Here is a 19,528-nt window from a genome sequence, read left to right on the forward strand (position 1 = left end):
AAATCCTCTGTAGAGAAGCGTTAGCGCATCGACACGAAGTATAATTTCGCGCCTCTATTTGCCGAAATCGATACCAAAAACTTAACTGAATCGTATTGATGTATACTATATTTTGCGATATTTAAAACGTCCTCTAAGGATGAAATTTTTATCTATCTAAAAAGATATTTTTTAAATTAACTATAGCAAATATGCTGAGAATAGAAACCTGTTTCTGATACAGGAAAGATAACAAGTTAGATTTTATACTTGTTTCAAAGCGCTTTCAGTAGTTTCGCAAGATCCTGAAAGAGCAATTTTGTAATCAAACAAGCTTGAAAAAATGAGGGTTTTGGAATGAAAAATTTAGTACCTGAGCGTGCAACATCTGAAGAAGAACGTTTCCAAGATGACTATTATTCTTACTTTGAATCCCCGGAAAATATTACCCGATATACACCTACAGGTGGTTTTTTAAGTAACGCTTTTCCAGAAAACTCATTCTCTTTATTAGATTTAGGATGCGGTAATGGGGCTTTAAGCAAATATCTTCCAGCTCGATGTGACTATCTAGGAGTCGATCACAGTGAATTAGCTATTGAACAATGTTTAAAACTCTACCCAAATAGAAAGTTTGTTACCAAAGATTTATCGCTTTTCCTGTCTGAACTTGTTGAAGATAATCAAAAATTTGATGCAGTCGTGCTAGCGGGTTTGTTATTTCACAGCATTAACAAAGATACCCAAGAAAAAAAAGACGATCAAGAAATTATTCAATTTTGCCTGAATAAAATACTAAACGACAAAGGATATCTTGTTCTCATTGTACCTTTTTGCTACGGCGATCATCCATCTCACAGTTTGTTTGTTCGAGCAGAGTGGCTACAAAAGTCAATAGAGAAAATGCTAGAAATTGCCAATGCAAAAATTGTTCACGAGAATATATCTCTACAAATTGGTTTGGAAAAGAGGGTTCGACAGCAGAAAGCGACTCCTGACTGGTTTGTTTCCGATAGTAATGCTGATTATCCCAGTATATTTGTGGGAACATATATGGCAAGCTGGACATTTATTGCTTGCCTCTAATTAATACCATTTTGGATTTTAGATGGGGAATTTGACCTCAATCTGTAGAGATGCTTGCTGGGCTAACGCATATCTAAAGATTTTAGATTTAACTGAACGGTATTGGGCTAGTACCGCAAGGCGGAAGTCAAAAGTCAAAAGTCAAAAGTCAAAAGAATTGTATTCCAAGCTCTTGCGCCATTTGAAATGGTATGTTTATTTACGCCAAGCTGTACTAGGTGGAAGAGGTTCGTTGAACTCACCTTAAGTTAAGAGATTCCCTATTAAAAAATCCAATTTTTTAGGGTGTATTAGTGAAGGATAATATCATTTCACGAAATATCTGATACAGATACAGCATTTTGCATCTAAATGAAGTACATTCTTACCCCCCTTAATCCCCCCGATGCATTGGGGGAAAATTCCCAATATAGTTCCCTCCCCTTTCCAAGGGGAGGGTTAGGGAGGGGTATTTTTGTACTTCATTAACTTGCAATCTGCTGTAAATAAGTAGGGGCATACATCTGTATGCCCCTACGGCCAATTAATACGTTGCAAAGATTTTTGGAAATGCTATAACGCACTAGAATAGATCGATTTGTCTAAATAAAAACTGAAAGCCGTTCCCAACTTGTGATAACGGCTGAGTGATAAATTATAGAGCTTTTCATTTGTATGGAATATACATTCACCTCTCTCCTGTAAAGAGAGAGGTTTTGAGACTTACTCTCTGTTCTAGGTATCTAAGTTTGGGAAAACTACTGGTTTAGCCACCCCAAATTTTTTCTAAAACTGTGTTTGGTGAAATATCCGCTGTTTTTCCCGTGAGGGATTCAATAGCCAGGAATTTGTCGTTTTTCGGCAACAACTTAGCTGGATCGCTGGGACCAAATACGGCAATGGTATAGGTTTGAACTGCAACACTCAGTTGTAATGCCGCGCTATCAGTAGATAACATCAAATTTGCCCCGGCAATTATGGCAGTTAACTTACCAATATCATCTGGGGCAGTCACCTTGATATCTGGAGAAGACTCCAGAAGCGATCGCACAAACAGCTCATCATCAAGTCCCTTAATAACCACCACAGGCAGATCCGGCTGCTTTTGTTGGAAGGCTTGAATAATTTGCTGCCAATTCTCGACAGGGTAGATTTTATCTAGTTCTTTAGCCTGTAATAACTGGCCAGAACCGCCATGAATCAAGATATAGCCTGTTTCATGAACCCCTAAACGTTTTTGTTCCTTTTGTGCCCACTCAATATCTGGTTTTGGCACATTTACTGCTAACTCTGGGACAGGGCTATTTATTTCCAACGGTTGCAGCAAGTCGTGATATACTGCCGCCGCATATTGGGATGGTTTGAACGGCACAGCATGGGTAAGAAAACCCGATCCTTTGCCTTGGTAGCCAATACGTATAGGAATTCCCGTTAACCAGAGTAAAAGACCTACCAACCAATTTTGCTTAACAGCAATGGCAACATCATATTCGCGATCGCGAATTGTCCCCACTAAATTACCCCAATCTGCCAGACTGTTACGGTCATTAAAATCAAAGTTCAGTACCTCGTGAACTGACTTGCTCACTCGGTAGGCAGCCTTTGACCGGGGTTCAACAACGACATCTATCTGAGCGTTAGGGTAATGGCGCTTCAGGTCATCTAGAGTCGGAAAGAAGAGAATTTGGTCGCCAATTCCGCCAGGTACAAGGGCTACTACTCGCATAATATTTATTGACGCTTACTCGCTCCCTATTTTAGGGGAAAATATATAGCTTAAAGATTGAGGAATTCTGTGTATTTACTAATTCCCGCAGCTGGAATCGGAAAAAGAATGGGTAGTAACCGCAATAAACTCCTGCTACTCGTGCGATCGCAACCAATTATTGCTTGGACTTTATTAGCCGCAGAAGCCGCCAGTACAATCAGTTGGATCGGGATTATTTCTCAGTCTAACGATTGGCCAGAGTTCAAAGCAATTATTGCCGATCTAAAGCTGACTAAACCAGTGGAATTGATTCAAGGCGGCTCCACCCGCCAAGAATCTGTTTACAATGGCTTGCAATCTCTACCAATAGCCGCAGAACAAGTGTTGATTCATGATGGCGCCAGATGCCTAGCCACACCAGATTTATTTAATTCTTGTGCCGAGGCCATTTACCACTGTCCCGGTTTAATTGCTGGTGTACCCGTCAAAGACACCATCAAAGTTGTCAACGAACAAGGCATAATTCAAGAGACACCCGACAGACGACAACTATGGGCGGCACAAACTCCCCAAGGATTTGATGTCAAGTTGTTGAAACAGTGTCATGCTGAAGGAGTTCGTCAAGGTTGGGAAGTAACAGACGATGCTGCTTTATTTGAAAAGTGCGGCATCGAAGTCCGAATTGTCGAGGGAGAGGAGACAAATTTAAAAGTGACCACTCCCCAAGATTTAGCGATCGCAGAATTTATTCTTACAAATAGAGGCTTTTGAGGGAGTGAAGAAGGGAATAGGGTAAAGATTATTCCCTGTCATCTGTCACCTCTCCCCTAATCCCAATGCCAAATTTAAAATTTTTAAAAAATACTTTGACAATTTACGATATAATGCCACACACTTGTTGATTGTTAGTTGTCATGTACTAATGACCAATGACTAATGACCAATGACTAACGACTAATGACTAAATGATTACAGCCACAGCGACGAAGATAGAAGCAATTCTCTATTTAAAAGGTAAACCCTTGTCGCTCGGCGAAATCGCCGAGTATGCCGCGTGCGATCGCGCCACTGTCAAAGAAGGCATAATTGAACTCATGGACAACTATGCCCACCGAGATAGCGCCCTAGAGGTAATAGAAACCACAGATGGTTATAGTTTGCAACTACGATCTGACTTTCACGATCTGGTGCAAACAATGATACCAGTAGAATTGGGTGTAGGTGCATTGCGAACTTTGGCAGCGATCGCCCTCAATAGTCCCATACTCCAGAGCGATTTAATTAACCTGCGCGGTTCGGGAGTATATCAACACGTTCCAGAACTTGTGGAACTTGGTTTTATCCGCAAGCGTCGAGACAGCGATTCTCGCTCCTACTCACTCCAAGTAACACCGAAATTTCATCAGTATTTCCAAATTGAACAACTCCCGCAAATACTTTCTACCAGCCAGAAGGAAGAACAACTAGAACTAGAACTAGAACTGAAGGGAGTGGGGAGTGGGGAGTAGGGAGTTGAGGGATGAAGGGGATTGAGGAACAGGGGAGCTAGAGGAAGAAGAACTATTGATTATTCCCTACTCCTCACTCCCCTCCTCTTGACTTATAACTGTGGTGAATGCGCTACCCTTGTACTATGGTTTAGAGTAGAGTTAGCAATTAAGCTAAATAAAACTGCCAATGGTGTTTAATCCTGACTTTTTGAATGACAACTCCGAGGAACACCCTAATCAACTTCTTTCCGACCACTCTGAGGAATACCCTAATCAGTTACTCAAATATCTACAGCATCAGTCTCCTGATGTTTTAGCTAGGATTGCTCAGTCCGCCAGCCCGGAAATTAAACAAATCATCTCGCAAAATGTCCAAGGGCTAGTGGGGATGCTCCCGGCAGAAAATTTCAACGTGCAAATCACAACAGATCGGGAGAATTTAGCTGGACTTCTAGCGTCAGCCATGATGACGGGGTATTTTCTGCGCCAGATGGAACAAAGAATGCAGTTAGAGCATTTGTCTAATGGTCAATAATTAATAGTCAGTAATCAAACATTCTGGAACTATTGACCAAATAACGACTAATTCGTAATTCGTAATTAAAAAAGGTATAGTAGCCGACACTGAATTAAAATTTAGTGGTCAACAAGATATTTATGGAAAGTTAAATCTTCCATTGATAGCACAGCTTTAGCGAGTTCGCGTACTCTTTCAAAGAAGCAAGCTACGCTTTTAGCGTCTCGTAGAGAGCATCTTGTAAGCACGAATTACGAATTACGAATTATTTTGACTACTTCCTTTCAGGATAAGCTCCTGATTGGACTTTAAAGGTTTGGATTTTACCGCTGCGGTTGACTTCGATAGCTATAGTGTCTCCAACTTTGCTCGACTCTACCAGCCTTTGAACTTGGGCTGAAGTTTTGACTGGTTTACCATTAAATTTTTGAATCACGTCTCCAGGAAGCAGTCCTCCACGCTTGGCCGGGGAATCATCTGTGACTCCTTTAATCACAATTCCAGCATCCTGCTGAATGTTCAGCTGATTTTCTTGATTAATTTGCTGTTTTCTGATGGGAGAAAGGTCTGCCATTTCAATACCTAAGAAAGGATGTTCCACACGCCCTTTAGTAAAAAGTTCATTGGCGATGCGGGCGGCGGTTTCAATGGGGATGGCGAAACCAAGCCCTTGAGCATCAGCGCGGATGGCTGTATTAATACCAATCACTTCGCCTTGGGCGTTTAATAAGGGGCCACCAGAATTACCAGGGTTAATTGCGGCATCAGTTTGGATAAAGCTGACTCGCTTATCTGGGACACCAACTTGAGTGCTAGTGCGATCGGTAGCGCTGATGATGCCGATAGTAACAGTATTATCTAAACCTAGAGGATTGCCAATAGCGATCGCCCATTCTCCTGGGATCAGATTTTGCGAATTGCCCAGTTTTACTGTCGGCAAATCATTCGCTTTTATTTTTACCACCGCCACATCTGTTACAGAATCAACTCCTACCACTTTACCCTCTAGACTTCGACCATCCTTAAGGGTAACTTGTACTGTATCTGTATCTGCCACTACATGAGCGTTGGTGAGTAATTCCCCATCTTCACTCAAAATAAATCCCGATCCTGTACCGCGCTCAATGCGTTCTTGAGGAATTGGTTGGTCATCCTCTCCAAAGAATCGCCGCAAGATGGGATTTTTCAAAGCATCAGAGATAGGATTGGCTACTTTGCGAGTGGCATTAATTCGCACTACAGCCGGCCCAACTTTTTGCACTGCCGTCGCAATAAAATTCACGTTATCGCCACCAGTAGCCCCAATAGCTCCGTTAGGAGAATTCGGAACTACGGATTCTGGCGGCGAAGCTATTGTTACATTTTTTAGCTGTTGGAACGAGCGATTTTGCGGTATGAGATAGCGACTGCCAAACAAACCTACACTACCGCCAATTAGCAGTAAAAATACATAAACCGCCAGTTGCTTTAAGGATAACTTCATAATTGTTTTGCTCAAGAACAGCAATGCAGTTGCTAATTTCTAAGTGTAGTCAAGCTAACGGCAAGTGGACAGATCAATTTACGAGAAATTAGGCATTGGGCATGGGGCACAGGAGAAAAACTTACTGCAACTTCAATTTTCCCCTGCTCCCCAATTCCTATTCTTCCCATCTAAAATCTAAAGTTAATGCGCTATTGACCTGTGTACATGACTTTACCCTTTCGTCAACTGTTTCTCTGTAGCTTAGTTAGCGCCTTGGGCCTAGTAAGCATACTGCCATACTCAAACAGTGCTAAGGCTGCTGTGGGTGGTTGCTCAACTCCAGCCCTATCTCGCTTCCAACGCCATAAAGTTGTTCGTGGCGAAACTTTGGAGAGCATAGCGCAGCGCTACAATCTCATTCCGACAACTATTATTGGCATGAATCCAGCTTTGCAGAATGGTGCAGCTGCCGCCCTTGGTAGTGTGCTTCAGATTCCTCCCTACAATGGGATTGTAGTCGAAGTGCCTCGCGGTCAAACTTGGCGACAAGTGGCGGCACAATATAAAGTTCGTGCTGATAGCCTGTTTGAGGTGAATGGCTGCCAACAAAACCCCAGAATCGTGTTTGTTCCGGGGGTAAATTGGTCGCCTAATGGTGTTGTAACTAAGTCCCCTTTGCCTACTGATGCAGGTACACCAAACCGTGCATCCTTGTCTGGATATCCCTTAGCACAAGTGGCAGCTGTGGGATTAGCTTATGGCTGGCAAATTAATCCTGCGACAGGTGAAGTTTTCTTCCACAGTGGTGTTGACTTATTATCACCAGTTGGTACTAATGTGCTAGCGATCGCACCTGGAACTGTAGCCTTTGCTAGCGATCAAGGTTCTTATGGCAAGTTGGTCATTATTAACCACAGTGGCGGACTTCAAAGCCGCTACGCCCAGCTTGACAGTATCAAAGTTACTGTCGGTCAACAAGTGAAAAAAGGAGACTTACTAGGAACAGTAGGCACTAGTGGAAAACCAACATCCACTCAGCCGCATCTCCATTTTGAAGTGCGTTCTAGCTCATCTCTGGGTTGGGTAGCGCAAGATCCCAAGGGTTATTTAAAGAAATGAAGAAATGGGGAGTAGGGAGTAGGGAATAGCAAATAGGGGATGAGGAAGCAGGGGGAGACTACTAAACCCAATGCCCAATAACTTCGACTCCCTTCTCTACGAGAGGCTGCGCCAACGACTACCAAGAGGGCAAGTCGCTCAGTACAAGTGCCCCATGCCCTATGTCCTATTCCCAAATTCGCTAGATTTGACGATGTGCATTCCTGCCTCTGCAAACCTTCTAAATGCTGCATCTGCCTGTTCTGTATAGTCCACAACACCAGGAACAACAACGGGGGAAGTGCAATCTTCTAGCAGATAGACTTTTTTCGCCAGAGTAACATCTACCTGTTTAATTTCTGTTAATAAATCGTCAATCGTCCAAGCGACGCAGTGACTTTTAGCTTGACCACCAATAATTACTGCATCATATTCTAAAAGTTGTTTAATCAGCAGCGTATTCTTTTGAGCAAGTGGACGTTGTTCAAAATCTTCCAACACTTCTGGACGTAAGATGGAATAGTTTTCTGTTAAAGGATTTTCACCTTTTATTTCAAATTGCGTTTGACTCTGACGCGCAATACCGTGGAAAAATATCGCTTCTTCTACCGATGAAACTAGAGCATGACCGATACCACCCAACATAGAATGATAAGGCCAAACAGTAAGGGGATATTTCCCATCTTGACTGAGTTTTTTAAGGTAATGGTAAGCGTGTTTTTCTAATAATTCATAATCCCCATTAGTAACACTGTTAGCAACTGCTGGGTTAACTTTCCAGATACCTTGTTGAATATCTAAAGGTGTGATGCTAGTTGCTGCTGGAGTGGGATGTTCTCCCGCAGCGTTCACCCAAAAGATTGGATGGAAAATTTGCGTTGCAGTGTGAGTATCTAGAGTTGGTACAATTTTCGTGATTATTCCCAAGTTTCGATAGATAAACTCAGATAATCTGACGTTATCATCCACCGCCGCATTCCCCGATTTTCCACCTACAAATAATTCAAATCCAGGGATACAGAAGGTGTTTTGGACATCAATTAACAGTAGGCAAATACGGGTTTTATCTAAAGATGCTGGTTTTATCTCGTGTTGTTTTGCCCAGATTTCAGCTTCAGCGGCACGTTCTTGATAAGCTACGCGCCAGACTTTGCCCACTTCTTCTGGGTTAAAGTGTGGGGGAATTAGTTGTTGGGGTGTTATTTGGGTGTTCATATAATTCTACACTTGTGTTGATAATTACTAGGCTTAACTCAGTTAGATATAATACTTGACAAAGTTTTTACTACAAAATTCCCCTTCCTTCTTTACTGTGCAAAAATGCAGCAATTTGTGCGGCTGACTTCAATTTAACAAGCTGTTGACATCCAAAATGCGGACATTGCAGGTAAAACATATCTATAACAACATCTGAGTGATTGCATTTTTCACGTAAGACCATAGGTACATGATGTATGGGGCATAGTACATCGCTATTTTCTACCTTCAAATGCTGTCTAACACGATCAACCACTGTAATTTGGATATTTTTAGGTGTAAAACTCTGACTTAGTTCGGCATTTGATAACTTAAGTTCAAAGACATTTGCTTTATGCATTAAACCAATATCCTGCGTATAAAATTTCTGTGTACCTCTACATTGAGTATTTGCATGATTGTAATAGCCAATACACGACCAGAAAAAGTCATTTAACATCAATCAACTGCTGTCAGGTCGATTTTTATGTTATAAAAACATTGGTCTGCCACACCCGCATTGCTTTTCAAGAACAACTTGCCCCATGTGAAACTGAAGTATGTGAACTTTATCATTGTTCAAAAATGATGTTTCATATCTATCAGGGTTTTTTACTTGTTCGGCTACGACTTCTTGAGTTTTGGCCTTTTGCCACTGCTCAAACTTATCCTCACGTTGTTTTTTTAACTCTTGGAGTTTCTCTAGCTCAGTTCGCTTTAGCAGTCCATCACGCGCCCGCTTTTTCTCAAGTTCCGTTTCCTCAAGATCAATATTCTTGATGTCAATTTGAATATTTACAGTAATAGGTGTTGGACTAGGCGTAGCCTGGTTTTCTTTGGCTCTCTCTTGCGAAATCTCATTAACAACTCTAGCAATATAGTTTTTGGTTACTTGATTAACAGTTTGGATTGCCTTCATGACAATAGCTCCAGCACCAAAAATTGCTTCGAGAAATCCCATATTCCTGCTTTTTCAATAGATTTTTCATTTACTAGGGTTCCCTAAAGACTAGAGGATTGTTACTTTCTCCATTTTTTTTATCCGCGAATCGTCCAAAAGAGGCACTAGCTGTGGCAATCTGGGAAACAGAGATTTATTAAATCTGATATTTTAGCTACAGCAAATTTACTTAATCAGGTTATGCAAACTCTGCCCACAGTAAACACTTCAAACATCACATCACCTCCAGCCACCTTTGATACAACTATCAAGCGGCGTAAAACCCGTTCTGTAAAGGTTGGTAATGTCACCATTGGCGGTGGCTACCCCGTTGTAGTGCAGTCAATGATTAACGAAGACACCCTTGATATTGATGGTTCCGTGGCTGGTATTCGTCGTCTGCACGAAATTGGCTGCGAAATTGTCCGCGTCACAGTGCCGAGTATGGCTCATGCTAAAGCTTTAGGAGAAATTAAACAAAAATTAATTAAAACTTACCAAGATGTGCCCATTGTGGCTGATGTCCATCACAATGGGCTGAAAATTGCTGTGGAAGTCGCCAAGCACATAGAAAAAGTGCGGATTAATCCGGGCTTGTATGTCTTTGAAAAGCCAAACGTTAATCGAACTGAGTATACTAAAACCGAATTTGACGAAATTGGCGATAAAATCCGCGAAACCCTAGAACCTCTAGTAGTTTCTTTGCGAGATCAAGGTAAATCGATGCGAATTGGGGTAAATCACGGTTCCCTCGCTGAAAGGATGCTATTTACCTACGGTGACACCCCAGAAGGCATGGTGGAATCTGCCATAGAATTCATTCGCATCTGTGAATCTCTAGATTTCCGCAACTTGGTAATTTCCATGAAAGCCTCACGAGTACCAGTGATGCTAGCCGCCTATCGCCTGATAGCCAAGCGCATGGATGAACTGGGTATGGATTATCCGCTACATTTAGGCGTTACCGAAGCCGGTGATGGCGAATACGGGCGAATTAAGTCTACGGCTGGTATTGCTACCTTACTTGCTGATGGCATTGGTGATACAATCCGCGTCTCACTGACAGAAGCACCAGAAAAAGAAATTCCCGTCTGTTATAGCATTCTCCAAGCTTTGGGATTGCGAAAAACGATGGTGGAATACGTTGCTTGTCCTTCCTGTGGACGCACTTTGTTTAACCTAGAGGAAGTGCTGCACAAAGTCCGGGAAGCGACTAAACACTTAACTGGCCTTGACGTAGCGGTTATGGGTTGTATTGTCAATGGGCCTGGAGAAATGGCAGATGCCGACTATGGTTATGTTGGCAAAACACCTGGTTACATTTCTTTGTATCGTGGTCGAGAAGAAATTAAAAAAGTCCCAGAAGATAAAGGTGTAGAGGAATTAATTAACCTCATTAAGGCAGATGAACGCTGGGTAGAACCTTAAAGGGAGCAGGGGAAAATTGAAGTTACAGTAAGTTTTCCCCTCTGCCCTTCCGCACCTCTGCCTCTTGTGCCCAATGCCCCATCCCCAAAAACTTTATATCTTTTAACCACCAAGGTCGTCTGATTGTCAAGTATTTTGTTTAAATTAAGAATACATACTTGGTCTGTAAGTGGTAGCCTGTGTTAGATTGAGCATACTGACTATAAATTTTCCCTCTGACGCAACTGTCATTATGGTGATTACAAAAAGTAGGCTTGTTTTGGGTGCTACGGCAGTTACACTCTCCACGATCGCTGTTACTAGCCTTGGCATTCACTCGCGAGGTCAGGCTTTATTTAAAGCAAGTCCTAAAGAATTAGTAGATGAAGTTTGGCAAATTGTTCAGCGCCAATATGTAGACGGTACTTTTAATCAAGTAGATTGGCAGGCTGTTCGTAAGGAATATTTGAGCAAGTCCTACAGTAATCCGCAGGATGCGTATAAGTCCATTCGGGAAATGCTGAAAAAGCTAGAAGATCCCTACACTAGGTTTATGGACCCAGAGGAATTCAAGAATATGCAAGTGGATACCTCTGGAGAATTGACAGGGATTGGGATCACGATTAGTCAGGATGAAAAAACCAAGCAATTGGTTGTAATTGCGCCAATTGAGGATACACCAGCCTTTAAAGCTGGTGTTTTGGCAAAAGATATCATCCTCAAAATTAACGGCAAAGATACTAAGGGGATGGATACCAATCAGGCAGTATCTTTAATTAGGGGTGAGGCAGGATCGCAAGTCAGCTTGACTATTCAGCGCGATAGTAAGATAAAACAATTTGACATTACACGGGCGCGAATTGAAATCCATCCAGTTAAGTTTTCTGAAAAGAAAACCCCAGCAGGAAATCTTGGTTACATTCGCTTGAACCAGTTCAGCGCCAATGCTGGTAAAGAAATGCAAACCGCTATCAAAAATTTAGAAAACAAAAAGGTAGCTGGATATATTCTCGATCTGCGTGGTAATCCAGGCGGCTTACTTTTCTCCAGTGTGGATATTGCCCGGATGTGGATAGATAAAGGTAAGATTGTCTCCACTGTTGAACGCCAAGGAGAGGCTGAAAAGGAAGAAGCAAACGGACGAGCCTTGACAACTAAACCATTGGTGGTGCTGGTAGATAAAGGTTCAGCTAGTGCTAGTGAAATCCTTTCAGGGGCTTTGCAGGATAATAAGCGTGCTACTTTGGTCGGTACTCAAACCTTTGGTAAGGGACTAGTACAATCGGTGCGTCCTCTGGAAGATGGTTCAGGATTGGCGGTGACAATTGCTCATTACTATACCCCCAATGGTACAGATATCAATCACAAAGGCATTTCGCCAGATGTGAAGGTGGATTTGACCAAAAAGCAGATGGAGGATTTATGGCTCCATGAACGTGACAAACTAGCTACTCTAGCAGACCCTCAATTCGCTAAAGCAGTGGAAGTGATAGGTAAAAAAATTGCTGTTAAGGGAACACCTACAGCAGAAAAATGAAGAGTTAGGAATAAAGTTAGGAGTGAATCGTAAGGAGTTAGGAATAAAGAGCGTCACTGTCAACTACCTAACTCCTAACTTAAACTGGTTGGCACTTCCCAGCCCTAATAAGTCCAACACGCCGAGCGATCGCTTCTTCTTGCGAACTAAAAGGCCCCCACTGTTCTATAATTTCTAAATTATCGTCGCCAACTTGGTCGCTGGGGATAATTTCACAGTTTCCAGCAGAACGCTTGACAATATACCAAGTTTGTGAATTGTTCATATTTTAAATAAAAATCTTGTTTTTATAGTAAGAATTTTACGGCATACAGAAAATATCTTCGCCCTTACTGCTAAATCCGACATTCTGTAGGTGCGATCATAGAACCCTGTAGGTTTTTTGACGACTAATCATATCTTGGATGCTTGAGAATAGTTCCTGTTGCTTAAGTTTATCCACTAACTGTGTAGACTACGAGAAATGCGGAGTGGGGGAATTGAACCCCCATAGCGCTACTCCCAGGTAAAGAACCTCTTTAAGACCTCACAATGCTCCCAGTACACTTCAGAGTAAATCGCCATTCGATCTCCGCAGTAACGCTACCCCACAGGAACCGACTGTCACATAGACAATAGGTGCAATCATAAGACCCTCCTTGATGTTCATGGAGAACGAGGCCCAATCCTGCACTGTTGGAGCATCCTTGAGTACCTCTAGAATAATCCTAATACCCAAGACATTTGGAAGGCTATACACCAGCCACCCACATATAATAATTAGAAGATTATAGGCTCAAAGTTAGGTTCAACGCAACTCTCAGTATCATATGTTCGCACAATCATTTTGAGTTGAATTTTCAATGTGAATCAATAATTCAGCGTAAAAATTTCAAATTTTATCACAATATAAAATTTTTCTCGTGATATTGATTGAATTATTGATTTATTGATTTATAGTTTTGTATTGTCTGATAAAGCATTGCATCCTTGAAGCTAATATCTGACCACGCTTCCATAGCTTTTTGAGTTATATTTTCATCAAAATTAGCTGAGACTCCATACTTCTCCATCTCATCTTGGTCTAACCATAAATAATCACCAATATCAGTCCTTTCCCATCTATGTCCCTGCTCTAGAGAATTTGATTTGTAATGCTTACTGGTGAAATCGATAAACTCAAAAGGGGTGATTATTCGGCGTTCTCTACACAAACCAACAATCCAACAATGGTAATTTCCAGTCTTAAAAGATGGGTTTATTGCCCCAAAGTTTACTCCTTTGCTTACGTCTTCGGGATCAGACGCTACTCTTACAGAAATACTGCCTCCTTGAAGAGAGTAATAAAGAGTTTCATCTTTACTTACCTTCTGATATACAACTGTACAAACGTCCATACCAAGACCTGCATAGTATAGGCATAGACCATTAACTTTACCAGGAAGTCTATCGGAAAATGCCTGAACTGTTTGATGTATAGAAGTAGCAATTGCATCTCTACGATTATTAGAAAGCTTTAGCTCGTTTTCCATATTGCATAACCTGTGATCAAAAATCAACTATTGTCGAATGTTTAAACCTATATATTCTTTGTGTAATTGTCAAACACTCTGTCAAATTACCTGAAAAAATAAAGTTATAAAGAAAGGATGAAATAGATAATTTCATCCTTTAGTTAAAATTTAATACTTCCGCTCTTTTGGCTCAAACATAGTAATTGCGACCGATCGATATTGAATATCAATTCCTGCTGGTGAGTAGTATGCCATTGTGTGTTTGAGAAAGTTTGTATCATCTCGCTGGGAATAATCTTCGCGGAAATGAGCGCCACGACTTTCTTGGCGATTTAGGGCTGATGCCAAAATGGTCTGTCCCACTACCATCAAACTTCGTAATTCTAAGGCTTCTACGAGTTCTGTATTCCAACAACTACCTTTGTCATCTAAATAAATTTGAGGGTATTTTTGTTGTATTTCTTCTAGTTTCTGCAAACCTTCAGTCATTAATGCCTCAGTGCGGAAAACGCCGCAGTACTCAGTCATACAATCCTGAAAAGCTTCACGGACTTGATTAATACGGTACTGTCCTGGCTGTTCTAATAAAGCTTGAATTTGTTGCTGGGCTTCTGTTACATAATGTTGCTCATCTACAGAGGGTAACTTACGTTTTTGCACAAATTTGGCGATCGCAGCCCCAGTTCTTTTACCATAAACTACGCATTCCAGTAGTGAATTACTACCAAGACGATTTGCACCATGTACGGAAACACAAGATGTTTCACCCGCAGCAAAGAAAGCATCAACAAAACCATCGCCACTACTACGAACTTGACCATCAGTGTTAACTGGTATACCACCCATACAATAGTGAATTGTCGGGCGGACTGGCATAGGTTGAGTTACTGCATCAACACCTACTAGGCGATGGGCTTCTTCCCAACAGAAGGGAACGCGACTCATAATTTTTTCTTTGCCCAGATGGCGTAGATCCAGATAAACAAAGGGCCCGCCAGCACTACCGTCGAGATGAATACCATGTCCAGCGCGAATTTCGTAAGCGATCGCTCGTGAGGTAATATCACGAGGAGCTAGTTCCATCCGACTAGGTGCATAATTCGCCATGAAGCGATCGCCTTGACTATTAATCAGATACGCCCCTTCTCCCCGTACCGCTTCCGAAATCAGTACCCCTACCGGATATAAACCAGTGGGATGAAACTGAACAAATTCCATATCTTCTAGGGGCAAACCTGCGATCGCAGTCATGGCCAAACCATCACCTGAAGAAGCGTAATCATTAGAGGTGGTGTTATAAACGCGACCATAGCCCCCGGTAGCAAACATCACCGCCTTAGCGCGCACCACCTCAATATGTCCATCCAAAAGATGGAACATGACCACACCCTTGGCCTCATTTTCTTCTAAAATAAGACGCATCACGTACCACTCTTCGTAAACTTGCACCCCATAACGCCGCAAATTGTTAACCAATTCGTGCAAAATTGCATGACCGGTTTTGTCCGCGGCGTAACAAGTGCGGTTGTGGGAATGTCCGCCAAAAGCCCTTTGGGCAATGCGTCCATCGGGTAAGCGAGAGAACAAAACGCCGAGATGTTCCAAGTCAATCACCACATCTGGCGCTTCTTGGGCGAGAATCGCCACAGCATCTTGGTCTGCCAAGTAATCAGAACCCTTGACAGTATCAAAAGCGTGTGCTTCCCAACTATCTTCGGAATCAACATTTTTCAGCGATGCAGCCATACCACCTTGAGCCGCAACCGAGTGGGAACGAATTGGGTGGGTTTTTGCAACCACAGCAATATTTAAACTAGGGTCAGTACGGGCAATTTCTACAGCAGCGCGACATCCCGCCAATCCTCCCCCGACAATAATCACATCGTGTTCCAGCATAATTAGCCCTCTGATTGCAAACCACTGCTGTTCTATTGTAGAGACGTGATTAATCAGCTAGTGAGTTGTAACAGTCGCATCTCTACAAAAAAATCCCTGCTTATAGACAGGGATGTTATAAAAAATTTTGAAATTAGGAGTGAAAAGTTAAAAACAAAGAGTTACGGCACAGATAGAGTGACTCATAACTCCTGTAGAGACGCGATTAATCGCGTCTCTACTCATAACTCCTAACTCTTTAGCTAGTTGCTTGTACAGGTTGTTGCTGAGACACATTACCTGGTATGGGTTCCATTTTGGTTTCTGGTCCTACAGGACTGACTTCAACATGATTTAACAAGGTAGTGACAAACGCAAACAACAAGAAAGGTAGCGATAGCAGAACGACGAGACCAGCTGTTGCTAAAGCGTACACGGGGCGCTTGGCACCCATCAGCGCCAAAGCTGATGCCAAACTCAGGGTAATTGTAATCAACCAAACTATTATTTGACCGTAGATATCACCGAAAGTCAGGGTACAGACAAACCGATACTTTTGAATATTATTTTCGCTCATCACATTTGCCTCAAGTCTCTCCTAATAGGTTCTACGTTAGAACTATGTTTGCCTTGTAGGCAATTTCTAAATATTTTTGCAAGCTTTGTAATATCACTTCACAATCTAGCTGTCTTTGGCGGCAAGGAAGTTATGCTCAAAAACTTCTTCCCTTCATAGGAGAGGTCGCAATTGCGATCGCCTCCTTAACAAACACTATCTTAGTTTTAGGCAAAGAGACTATTTGTCATCTGTCAAATTCAGGATATTCAAAATAAATATATAGCAATTCTATTTAATTTGTGAAAATTGCAACCCACAGATTCCCAACTTCCTAAAAGTTGTCGGGAGTCTTGTTTCTCATGAATGATTCAAGATTGCTATAGTATTTAGTTTTTTGCTAGTAAATATTAACTAGAGAAATCATGTAAAGTGCTTGATGTCAAACCGATTTTTTGATGTTAAATTTTGAGTATTGCCCGAACTTGTTGACTAAATCAACAAAAACCTTTATTTTTCGTGGCAACATTGTTTTAGGAGTGAATGTGAATACTATTTTTCTTCGTAAAGGTGTTTTTTGGTTGCCAAGTTTAGCTGCTCTTGCATTCCTGAGTAGCGGTTTATCTGCAAGCGCCCAGACAGTAGACAAGGTGAGCAGTCAGCCATTAACCGAACCTTCCGCAACCGTAGCGTCTCCCAACGAGTTTAGTCCAGAAATAGACACTGAAAGCCAAAATCTCTCTACAGAAATAACTAAGACTTTTACAGTCACAAATTTAACTAAGGGAGAGCAGTTGCCCAATACTGCGATACAAGAAAACGCTAGTGTAACACCCACACCTGTCCCAGGCACAGTGGCAACTTCATCTGCGACGCTTATCTCTGAATTTGTACAACCGACTTCTAAAGCCACTGCTCAATCATCTGCTACCAAAGTGGCGCAATCGGATATTGATTTAGGTAGAACTACAGGTGGTGGTAGTAGCTATCTTGGGATCGCTGCTAACATTGGTTTGAGTGGTGGTGACACGTCTTTGGGCGACGGTAACTTTGCAGTAGTTAGCAAAATTGGACTGACAAATTCTATATCAGTGCGACCCTCAGCCGTATTTGGAGATAACACCACAATTTTACTTCCAATCACCTACGATTTTACCTTCAAATCAGCAGATGCTTTTAGCGAACCATTAGCGATCGCACCTTACATCGGAGTCGGTGCAGCTTATAAAACTGGTGATGATTCGCAATTTGCCTTTTTGGCATCTGCTGGCATTGATGTACCTCTAACTTCTCAATTTACAGCAACGGCTGCTATAAATGCCGGATTTTTCGATGAAACTGATGTGGGCTTGTTGTTAGGAGTTGGTTACAACTTCAGTGGGCTTTAAGAATTAGGAGTTAGGAGTTATTAAGATTAAATTCATAACTCATAACTCCTTAGTTTTTATTTAGGGGTAACTTTGTCAATCACCTTGATTGTGCCATCATCTCCTACTGTCCAAACATCGTATACACCAACGACATCGCCGTTAGCATCGACATCTACGTTGCCACTGGCTCCTTGGTAGTTAATTTTTTTACCATCTTGAAGTAATTTTAGTCCCTCGCAGACATCAGTAACTTCTGTGCCAGGGCCATCAGCAACTTCCCGAATTTTGCTGGCTATACCAACGCCTGTATTTTGTTTAGCAGCTTGCGCCGCCAATGTCAATAAAGCAGCTGCATCCCAAGCTTGAGGAGCGTATTCCCCTGGCGCACCACCCTTTTTATCTTTCCACAGTTTGTTGAAAGCTTCTAATGCTTTACCATCGGAACCGGGTACTGTACCGATCGCTCCTGTTAAGATATATTTACCATCACCGCCTTTGCCAACTTGTTCGGGAAAAGTCGGTGATTTAACCCCATCTGTCAACAGAATCTGTACTCCCTTCGCCACACCTTGTTGATAGGCGGCTTTCAGGAACAGACTACCAGTTTCTGCATAGAGTACAGCCAGGACTGCATCTGGTTTACCAGCAAAAGCAGCAGCCGCTTCTGTATCAAATGTTTGGGCTTTTGGATCGTAGCGGACAGGCTTATCTTTATTAACTATAGTTCCACCCAATTTTTCAAAAGTTTGCACGAATGCTTTTTCAAACCCTACGCCATAGTCATTATTAATCACGACTGTAGAAACTCGCTTAAAACCTTTTTTTCTGGCAAGTTGGGCTAAAGCTAGCGCTTGATATGTATCGGGGGGGGCTGTACGTGCCCAAAAGCCTTTATAGTCGCCTTTTTGGGCCTTTTCAGTAAAGACGGGACTGGTACTACCAGGAGAAACCAGCATGACTTTATTTGGCGTGGCAATCGAGACTGCTGCACTAGAAACGCTACTGGCAAAGGAACCAACTACACCTGCAACTTTATCTAAAGTTGCAAGTTTGGTCATACCGGCAGCTCCAGCTCTTGGGTCGGTTTGGTCGTCTACTTGCACCAAAGTAACAGGTTCGCCATTCACCCCACCGCAAGCGTTGACTGTATCGACAAGTAAAGGAACAGAACCTAGCATCTGCTGTCCTACAGAAGCCAAGTCACCTGTTGTTGGTAGCAGGGAACCAATTTTTAGTCCTTTAGCACTGCTTGTAGTAGTTGAGTTTGCCGCTGGAGTAGCAGTACTTGCGTTGTTAGCTGTACCGTTGGGGGTAGTGTTATCACCACAAGACCCAACCAGAAACCCAGTTGCTAGGGTAGCTATACTAAAGGCTAAGGCGGTGCTAATTTTTTTCATAAATTACTCTCACTCCTCAAAATACTTAGGAGCCTAAAAATAAGATCCAAACTAGATTTGTAACTTAGCTGGATTTTATCAAGACTTCAAAGGATAGATCATATCATCCATCTTTGGGAGTAGGAGTATTTACTCGGCATTAATATTTATTTTTCTACACAGAATATCCTCCGTGTATCAAAACCTGGAAAACGGAGAGGGAGGGATTCGAACCCTCGGTACGGAGTTGCCTGCCGTACAACAGATTAGCAATCTGCCGCTTTCGACCACTCAGCCACCTCTCCTGACTCACGAATAATGATGTTAGCAGGTTTTTTGGCAAGAGTCAATAGTCATTTGTCATTTGTCATTGGTTATTTATAAAACACTAAGGACTAAAGACTAGGGACAAATGA

General features: G+C 42.1%; 18 protein-coding genes and 1 tRNA gene. 8 read left to right on the forward strand and 11 right to left on the reverse strand.

The annotated features are described in order from the left end of the window. The first annotated feature begins 336 nt into the window (after positions 1 to 336). The gene (locus tag NLP_RS23085) at positions 337 to 1,065 is read left to right on the forward strand and encodes a class I SAM-dependent methyltransferase (RefSeq protein ID WP_104908390.1); all 729 of its coding nucleotides are present in this window, start codon (positions 337 to 339) and stop codon (positions 1,063 to 1,065) included. A gap of 745 nt (positions 1,066 to 1,810) precedes the next feature. Here NLP_RS23085 and NLP_RS23090 read toward each other — a convergent pair. Next, complete coding sequence (locus NLP_RS23090) at positions 1,811 to 2,770, reverse strand: glycosyltransferase family 9 protein (protein WP_104908391.1); 960 nt, start codon at positions 2,768 to 2,770, stop codon at positions 1,811 to 1,813. 69 nt (positions 2,771 to 2,839) lie between these two features. Here NLP_RS23090 and ispD point away from each other — a divergent pair, with 69 nt between their 5' ends. The 3 genes from ispD to NLP_RS23105 all read left to right on the forward strand — a co-directional run bounded on the left by ispD (position 2,840) and on the right by NLP_RS23105 (position 4,777). Further along, positions 2,840 to 3,523: a 2-C-methyl-D-erythritol 4-phosphate cytidylyltransferase gene (gene ispD, locus NLP_RS23095; RefSeq protein WP_104908392.1), complete on the forward strand. Its 684-nt coding sequence runs from the start codon at positions 2,840 to 2,842 to the stop codon at positions 3,521 to 3,523. A gap of 194 nt (positions 3,524 to 3,717) precedes the next feature. Then, positions 3,718 to 4,260 (forward strand): SMC-Scp complex subunit ScpB, encoded by a 543-nt coding sequence (scpB, locus tag NLP_RS23100; RefSeq protein WP_104908393.1) that lies wholly within the window; start codon positions 3,718 to 3,720, stop codon positions 4,258 to 4,260. 169 nt (positions 4,261 to 4,429) lie between these two features. Continuing rightward, positions 4,430 to 4,777: a DUF760 domain-containing protein gene (locus NLP_RS23105; protein WP_104908394.1), complete on the forward strand. Its 348-nt coding sequence runs from the start codon at positions 4,430 to 4,432 to the stop codon at positions 4,775 to 4,777. Positions 4,778 to 5,033: 256 nt separating this feature from the next. On the opposite strand, the gene NLP_RS23110 is transcribed toward NLP_RS23105, so the two are convergent. Next, the gene (locus NLP_RS23110; protein ID WP_104908395.1) at positions 5,034 to 6,242 is read right to left on the reverse strand and encodes an HhoA/HhoB/HtrA family serine endopeptidase; all 1,209 of its coding nucleotides are present in this window, start codon (positions 6,240 to 6,242) and stop codon (positions 5,034 to 5,036) included. Positions 6,243 to 6,449: 207 nt separating this feature from the next. Here NLP_RS23110 and NLP_RS23115 point away from each other — a divergent pair, with 207 nt between their 5' ends. After that, entirely contained in the window at positions 6,450 to 7,343 is an 894-nt protein-coding gene (locus tag NLP_RS23115; protein ID WP_104908396.1) for a LysM peptidoglycan-binding domain-containing M23 family metallopeptidase, read from the forward strand. Positions 7,344 to 7,502: 159 nt separating this feature from the next. Here NLP_RS23115 and NLP_RS23120 read toward each other — a convergent pair whose 3' ends face one another. From NLP_RS23120 to NLP_RS23130, 3 genes are all read right to left on the reverse strand, one after another. Beyond that, positions 7,503 to 8,537 (reverse strand): isochorismatase, encoded by a 1,035-nt coding sequence (locus tag NLP_RS23120; protein WP_104908397.1) that lies wholly within the window; start codon positions 8,535 to 8,537, stop codon positions 7,503 to 7,505. 70 nt (positions 8,538 to 8,607) lie between these two features. Continuing rightward, positions 8,608 to 9,018 carry a hypothetical protein gene (locus tag NLP_RS23125; RefSeq protein WP_104908398.1) on the reverse strand — a complete coding sequence of 137 codons (411 nt, stop codon included), beginning with the start codon at positions 9,016 to 9,018 and terminating at the stop codon, positions 8,608 to 8,610. 30 nt (positions 9,019 to 9,048) lie between these two features. Then, positions 9,049 to 9,519 (reverse strand): hypothetical protein, encoded by a 471-nt coding sequence (locus tag NLP_RS23130; protein WP_104908399.1) that lies wholly within the window; start codon positions 9,517 to 9,519, stop codon positions 9,049 to 9,051. Between the two features lie 180 nt (positions 9,520 to 9,699). Between NLP_RS23130 and ispG the strand changes: the two genes are divergently transcribed. Next, positions 9,700 to 10,926, forward strand: a complete 1,227-nt coding sequence (gene ispG, locus NLP_RS23135; RefSeq protein ID WP_104908400.1) for a (E)-4-hydroxy-3-methylbut-2-enyl-diphosphate synthase — start codon at positions 9,700 to 9,702, stop codon at positions 10,924 to 10,926. 232 nt (positions 10,927 to 11,158) lie between these two features. Then, positions 11,159 to 12,442, forward strand: a complete 1,284-nt coding sequence (gene ctpC, locus NLP_RS23140; protein ID WP_104908401.1) for a carboxyl-terminal processing protease CtpC — start codon at positions 11,159 to 11,161, stop codon at positions 12,440 to 12,442. A gap of 79 nt (positions 12,443 to 12,521) precedes the next feature. Here the strand turns inward: ctpC and NLP_RS23145 are convergent, their stop codons facing one another. The 4 genes from NLP_RS23145 to NLP_RS23160 all read right to left on the reverse strand — a co-directional run bounded on the left by NLP_RS23145 (position 12,522) and on the right by NLP_RS23160 (position 16,387). Continuing rightward, a complete protein-coding gene (locus NLP_RS23145) occupies positions 12,522 to 12,707 on the reverse strand; it encodes a DDE transposase family protein (protein WP_104908402.1) in 186 nt (61 codons plus the stop codon). Positions 12,708 to 13,359: 652 nt separating this feature from the next. Further along, positions 13,360 to 13,953 carry a hypothetical protein gene (locus NLP_RS23150; protein ID WP_104908403.1) on the reverse strand — a complete coding sequence of 198 codons (594 nt, stop codon included), beginning with the start codon at positions 13,951 to 13,953 and terminating at the stop codon, positions 13,360 to 13,362. Between the two features lie 150 nt (positions 13,954 to 14,103). Further along, positions 14,104 to 15,831 (reverse strand): succinate dehydrogenase/fumarate reductase flavoprotein subunit, encoded by a 1,728-nt coding sequence (locus NLP_RS23155; RefSeq protein ID WP_104908404.1) that lies wholly within the window; start codon positions 15,829 to 15,831, stop codon positions 14,104 to 14,106. Positions 15,832 to 16,069: 238 nt separating this feature from the next. Continuing rightward, the gene (locus tag NLP_RS23160; RefSeq protein WP_104908405.1) at positions 16,070 to 16,387 is read right to left on the reverse strand and encodes a hypothetical protein; all 318 of its coding nucleotides are present in this window, start codon (positions 16,385 to 16,387) and stop codon (positions 16,070 to 16,072) included. Between the two features lie 524 nt (positions 16,388 to 16,911). Between NLP_RS23160 and NLP_RS23165 the strand changes: the two genes are divergently transcribed. After that, positions 16,912 to 17,754: a hypothetical protein gene (locus tag NLP_RS23165; protein WP_104909992.1), complete on the forward strand. Its 843-nt coding sequence runs from the start codon at positions 16,912 to 16,914 to the stop codon at positions 17,752 to 17,754. Positions 17,755 to 17,810: 56 nt separating this feature from the next. On the opposite strand, the gene NLP_RS23170 is transcribed toward NLP_RS23165, so the two are convergent. Together NLP_RS23170 and NLP_RS23175 are read right to left on the reverse strand one after the other, a co-directional pair. After that, a complete protein-coding gene (locus tag NLP_RS23170; protein WP_104908406.1) occupies positions 17,811 to 19,133 on the reverse strand; it encodes an ABC transporter substrate-binding protein in 1,323 nt (440 codons plus the stop codon). Between the two features lie 192 nt (positions 19,134 to 19,325). Further along, positions 19,326 to 19,417 (reverse strand) — tRNA-Ser (locus NLP_RS23175). Positions 19,418 to 19,528 lie beyond the last annotated feature (111 nt).

The sequence above is a fragment of the Nostoc sp. 'Lobaria pulmonaria (5183) cyanobiont' genome, assembly GCF_002949795.1.
Classification (GTDB): Bacteria; Cyanobacteriota; Cyanobacteriia; order Cyanobacteriales; family Nostocaceae; genus Nostoc.

What these genes read in the sequence shown, in the direction of transcription:
- NLP_RS23145 (WP_104908402.1), bottom strand. Translation starts at nt 12,707, where the DNA reads ATGAACAATTCACAAACTTGGTATATTGTCAAGCGTTCTGCTGGAAAC.
- NLP_RS23160 (WP_104908405.1), bottom strand. Translation starts at nt 16,387, where the DNA reads ATGAGCGAAAATAATATTCAAAAGTATCGGTTTGTCTGTACCCTGACT.
- NLP_RS23110 (WP_104908395.1), bottom strand. Translation starts at nt 6,242, where the DNA reads ATGAAGTTATCCTTAAAGCAACTGGCGGTTTATGTATTTTTACTGCTA.
- ispG (WP_104908400.1), top strand. Translation starts at nt 9,700, where the DNA reads ATGCAAACTCTGCCCACAGTAAACACTTCAAACATCACATCACCTCCA.
- NLP_RS23150 (WP_104908403.1), bottom strand. Translation starts at nt 13,953, where the DNA reads ATGGAAAACGAGCTAAAGCTTTCTAATAATCGTAGAGATGCAATTGCT.
- NLP_RS23090 (WP_104908391.1), bottom strand. Translation starts at nt 2,770, where the DNA reads ATGCGAGTAGTAGCCCTTGTACCTGGCGGAATTGGCGACCAAATTCTC.
- ctpC (WP_104908401.1), top strand. Translation starts at nt 11,159, where the DNA reads ATGGTGATTACAAAAAGTAGGCTTGTTTTGGGTGCTACGGCAGTTACA.
- NLP_RS23130 (WP_104908399.1), bottom strand. Translation starts at nt 9,519, where the DNA reads ATGGGATTTCTCGAAGCAATTTTTGGTGCTGGAGCTATTGTCATGAAG.
- NLP_RS23170 (WP_104908406.1), bottom strand. Translation starts at nt 19,133, where the DNA reads ATGAAAAAAATTAGCACCGCCTTAGCCTTTAGTATAGCTACCCTAGCA.
- NLP_RS23105 (WP_104908394.1), top strand. Translation starts at nt 4,430, where the DNA reads ATGGTGTTTAATCCTGACTTTTTGAATGACAACTCCGAGGAACACCCT.
- scpB (WP_104908393.1), top strand. Translation starts at nt 3,718, where the DNA reads ATGATTACAGCCACAGCGACGAAGATAGAAGCAATTCTCTATTTAAAA.
- NLP_RS23155 (WP_104908404.1), bottom strand. Translation starts at nt 15,831, where the DNA reads ATGCTGGAACACGATGTGATTATTGTCGGGGGAGGATTGGCGGGATGT.
- NLP_RS23115 (WP_104908396.1), top strand. Translation starts at nt 6,450, where the DNA reads ATGACTTTACCCTTTCGTCAACTGTTTCTCTGTAGCTTAGTTAGCGCC.
- NLP_RS23125 (WP_104908398.1), bottom strand. Translation starts at nt 9,018, where the DNA reads ATGTTAAATGACTTTTTCTGGTCGTGTATTGGCTATTACAATCATGCA.
- NLP_RS23120 (WP_104908397.1), bottom strand. Translation starts at nt 8,537, where the DNA reads ATGAACACCCAAATAACACCCCAACAACTAATTCCCCCACACTTTAAC.
- NLP_RS23085 (WP_104908390.1), top strand. Translation starts at nt 337, where the DNA reads ATGAAAAATTTAGTACCTGAGCGTGCAACATCTGAAGAAGAACGTTTC.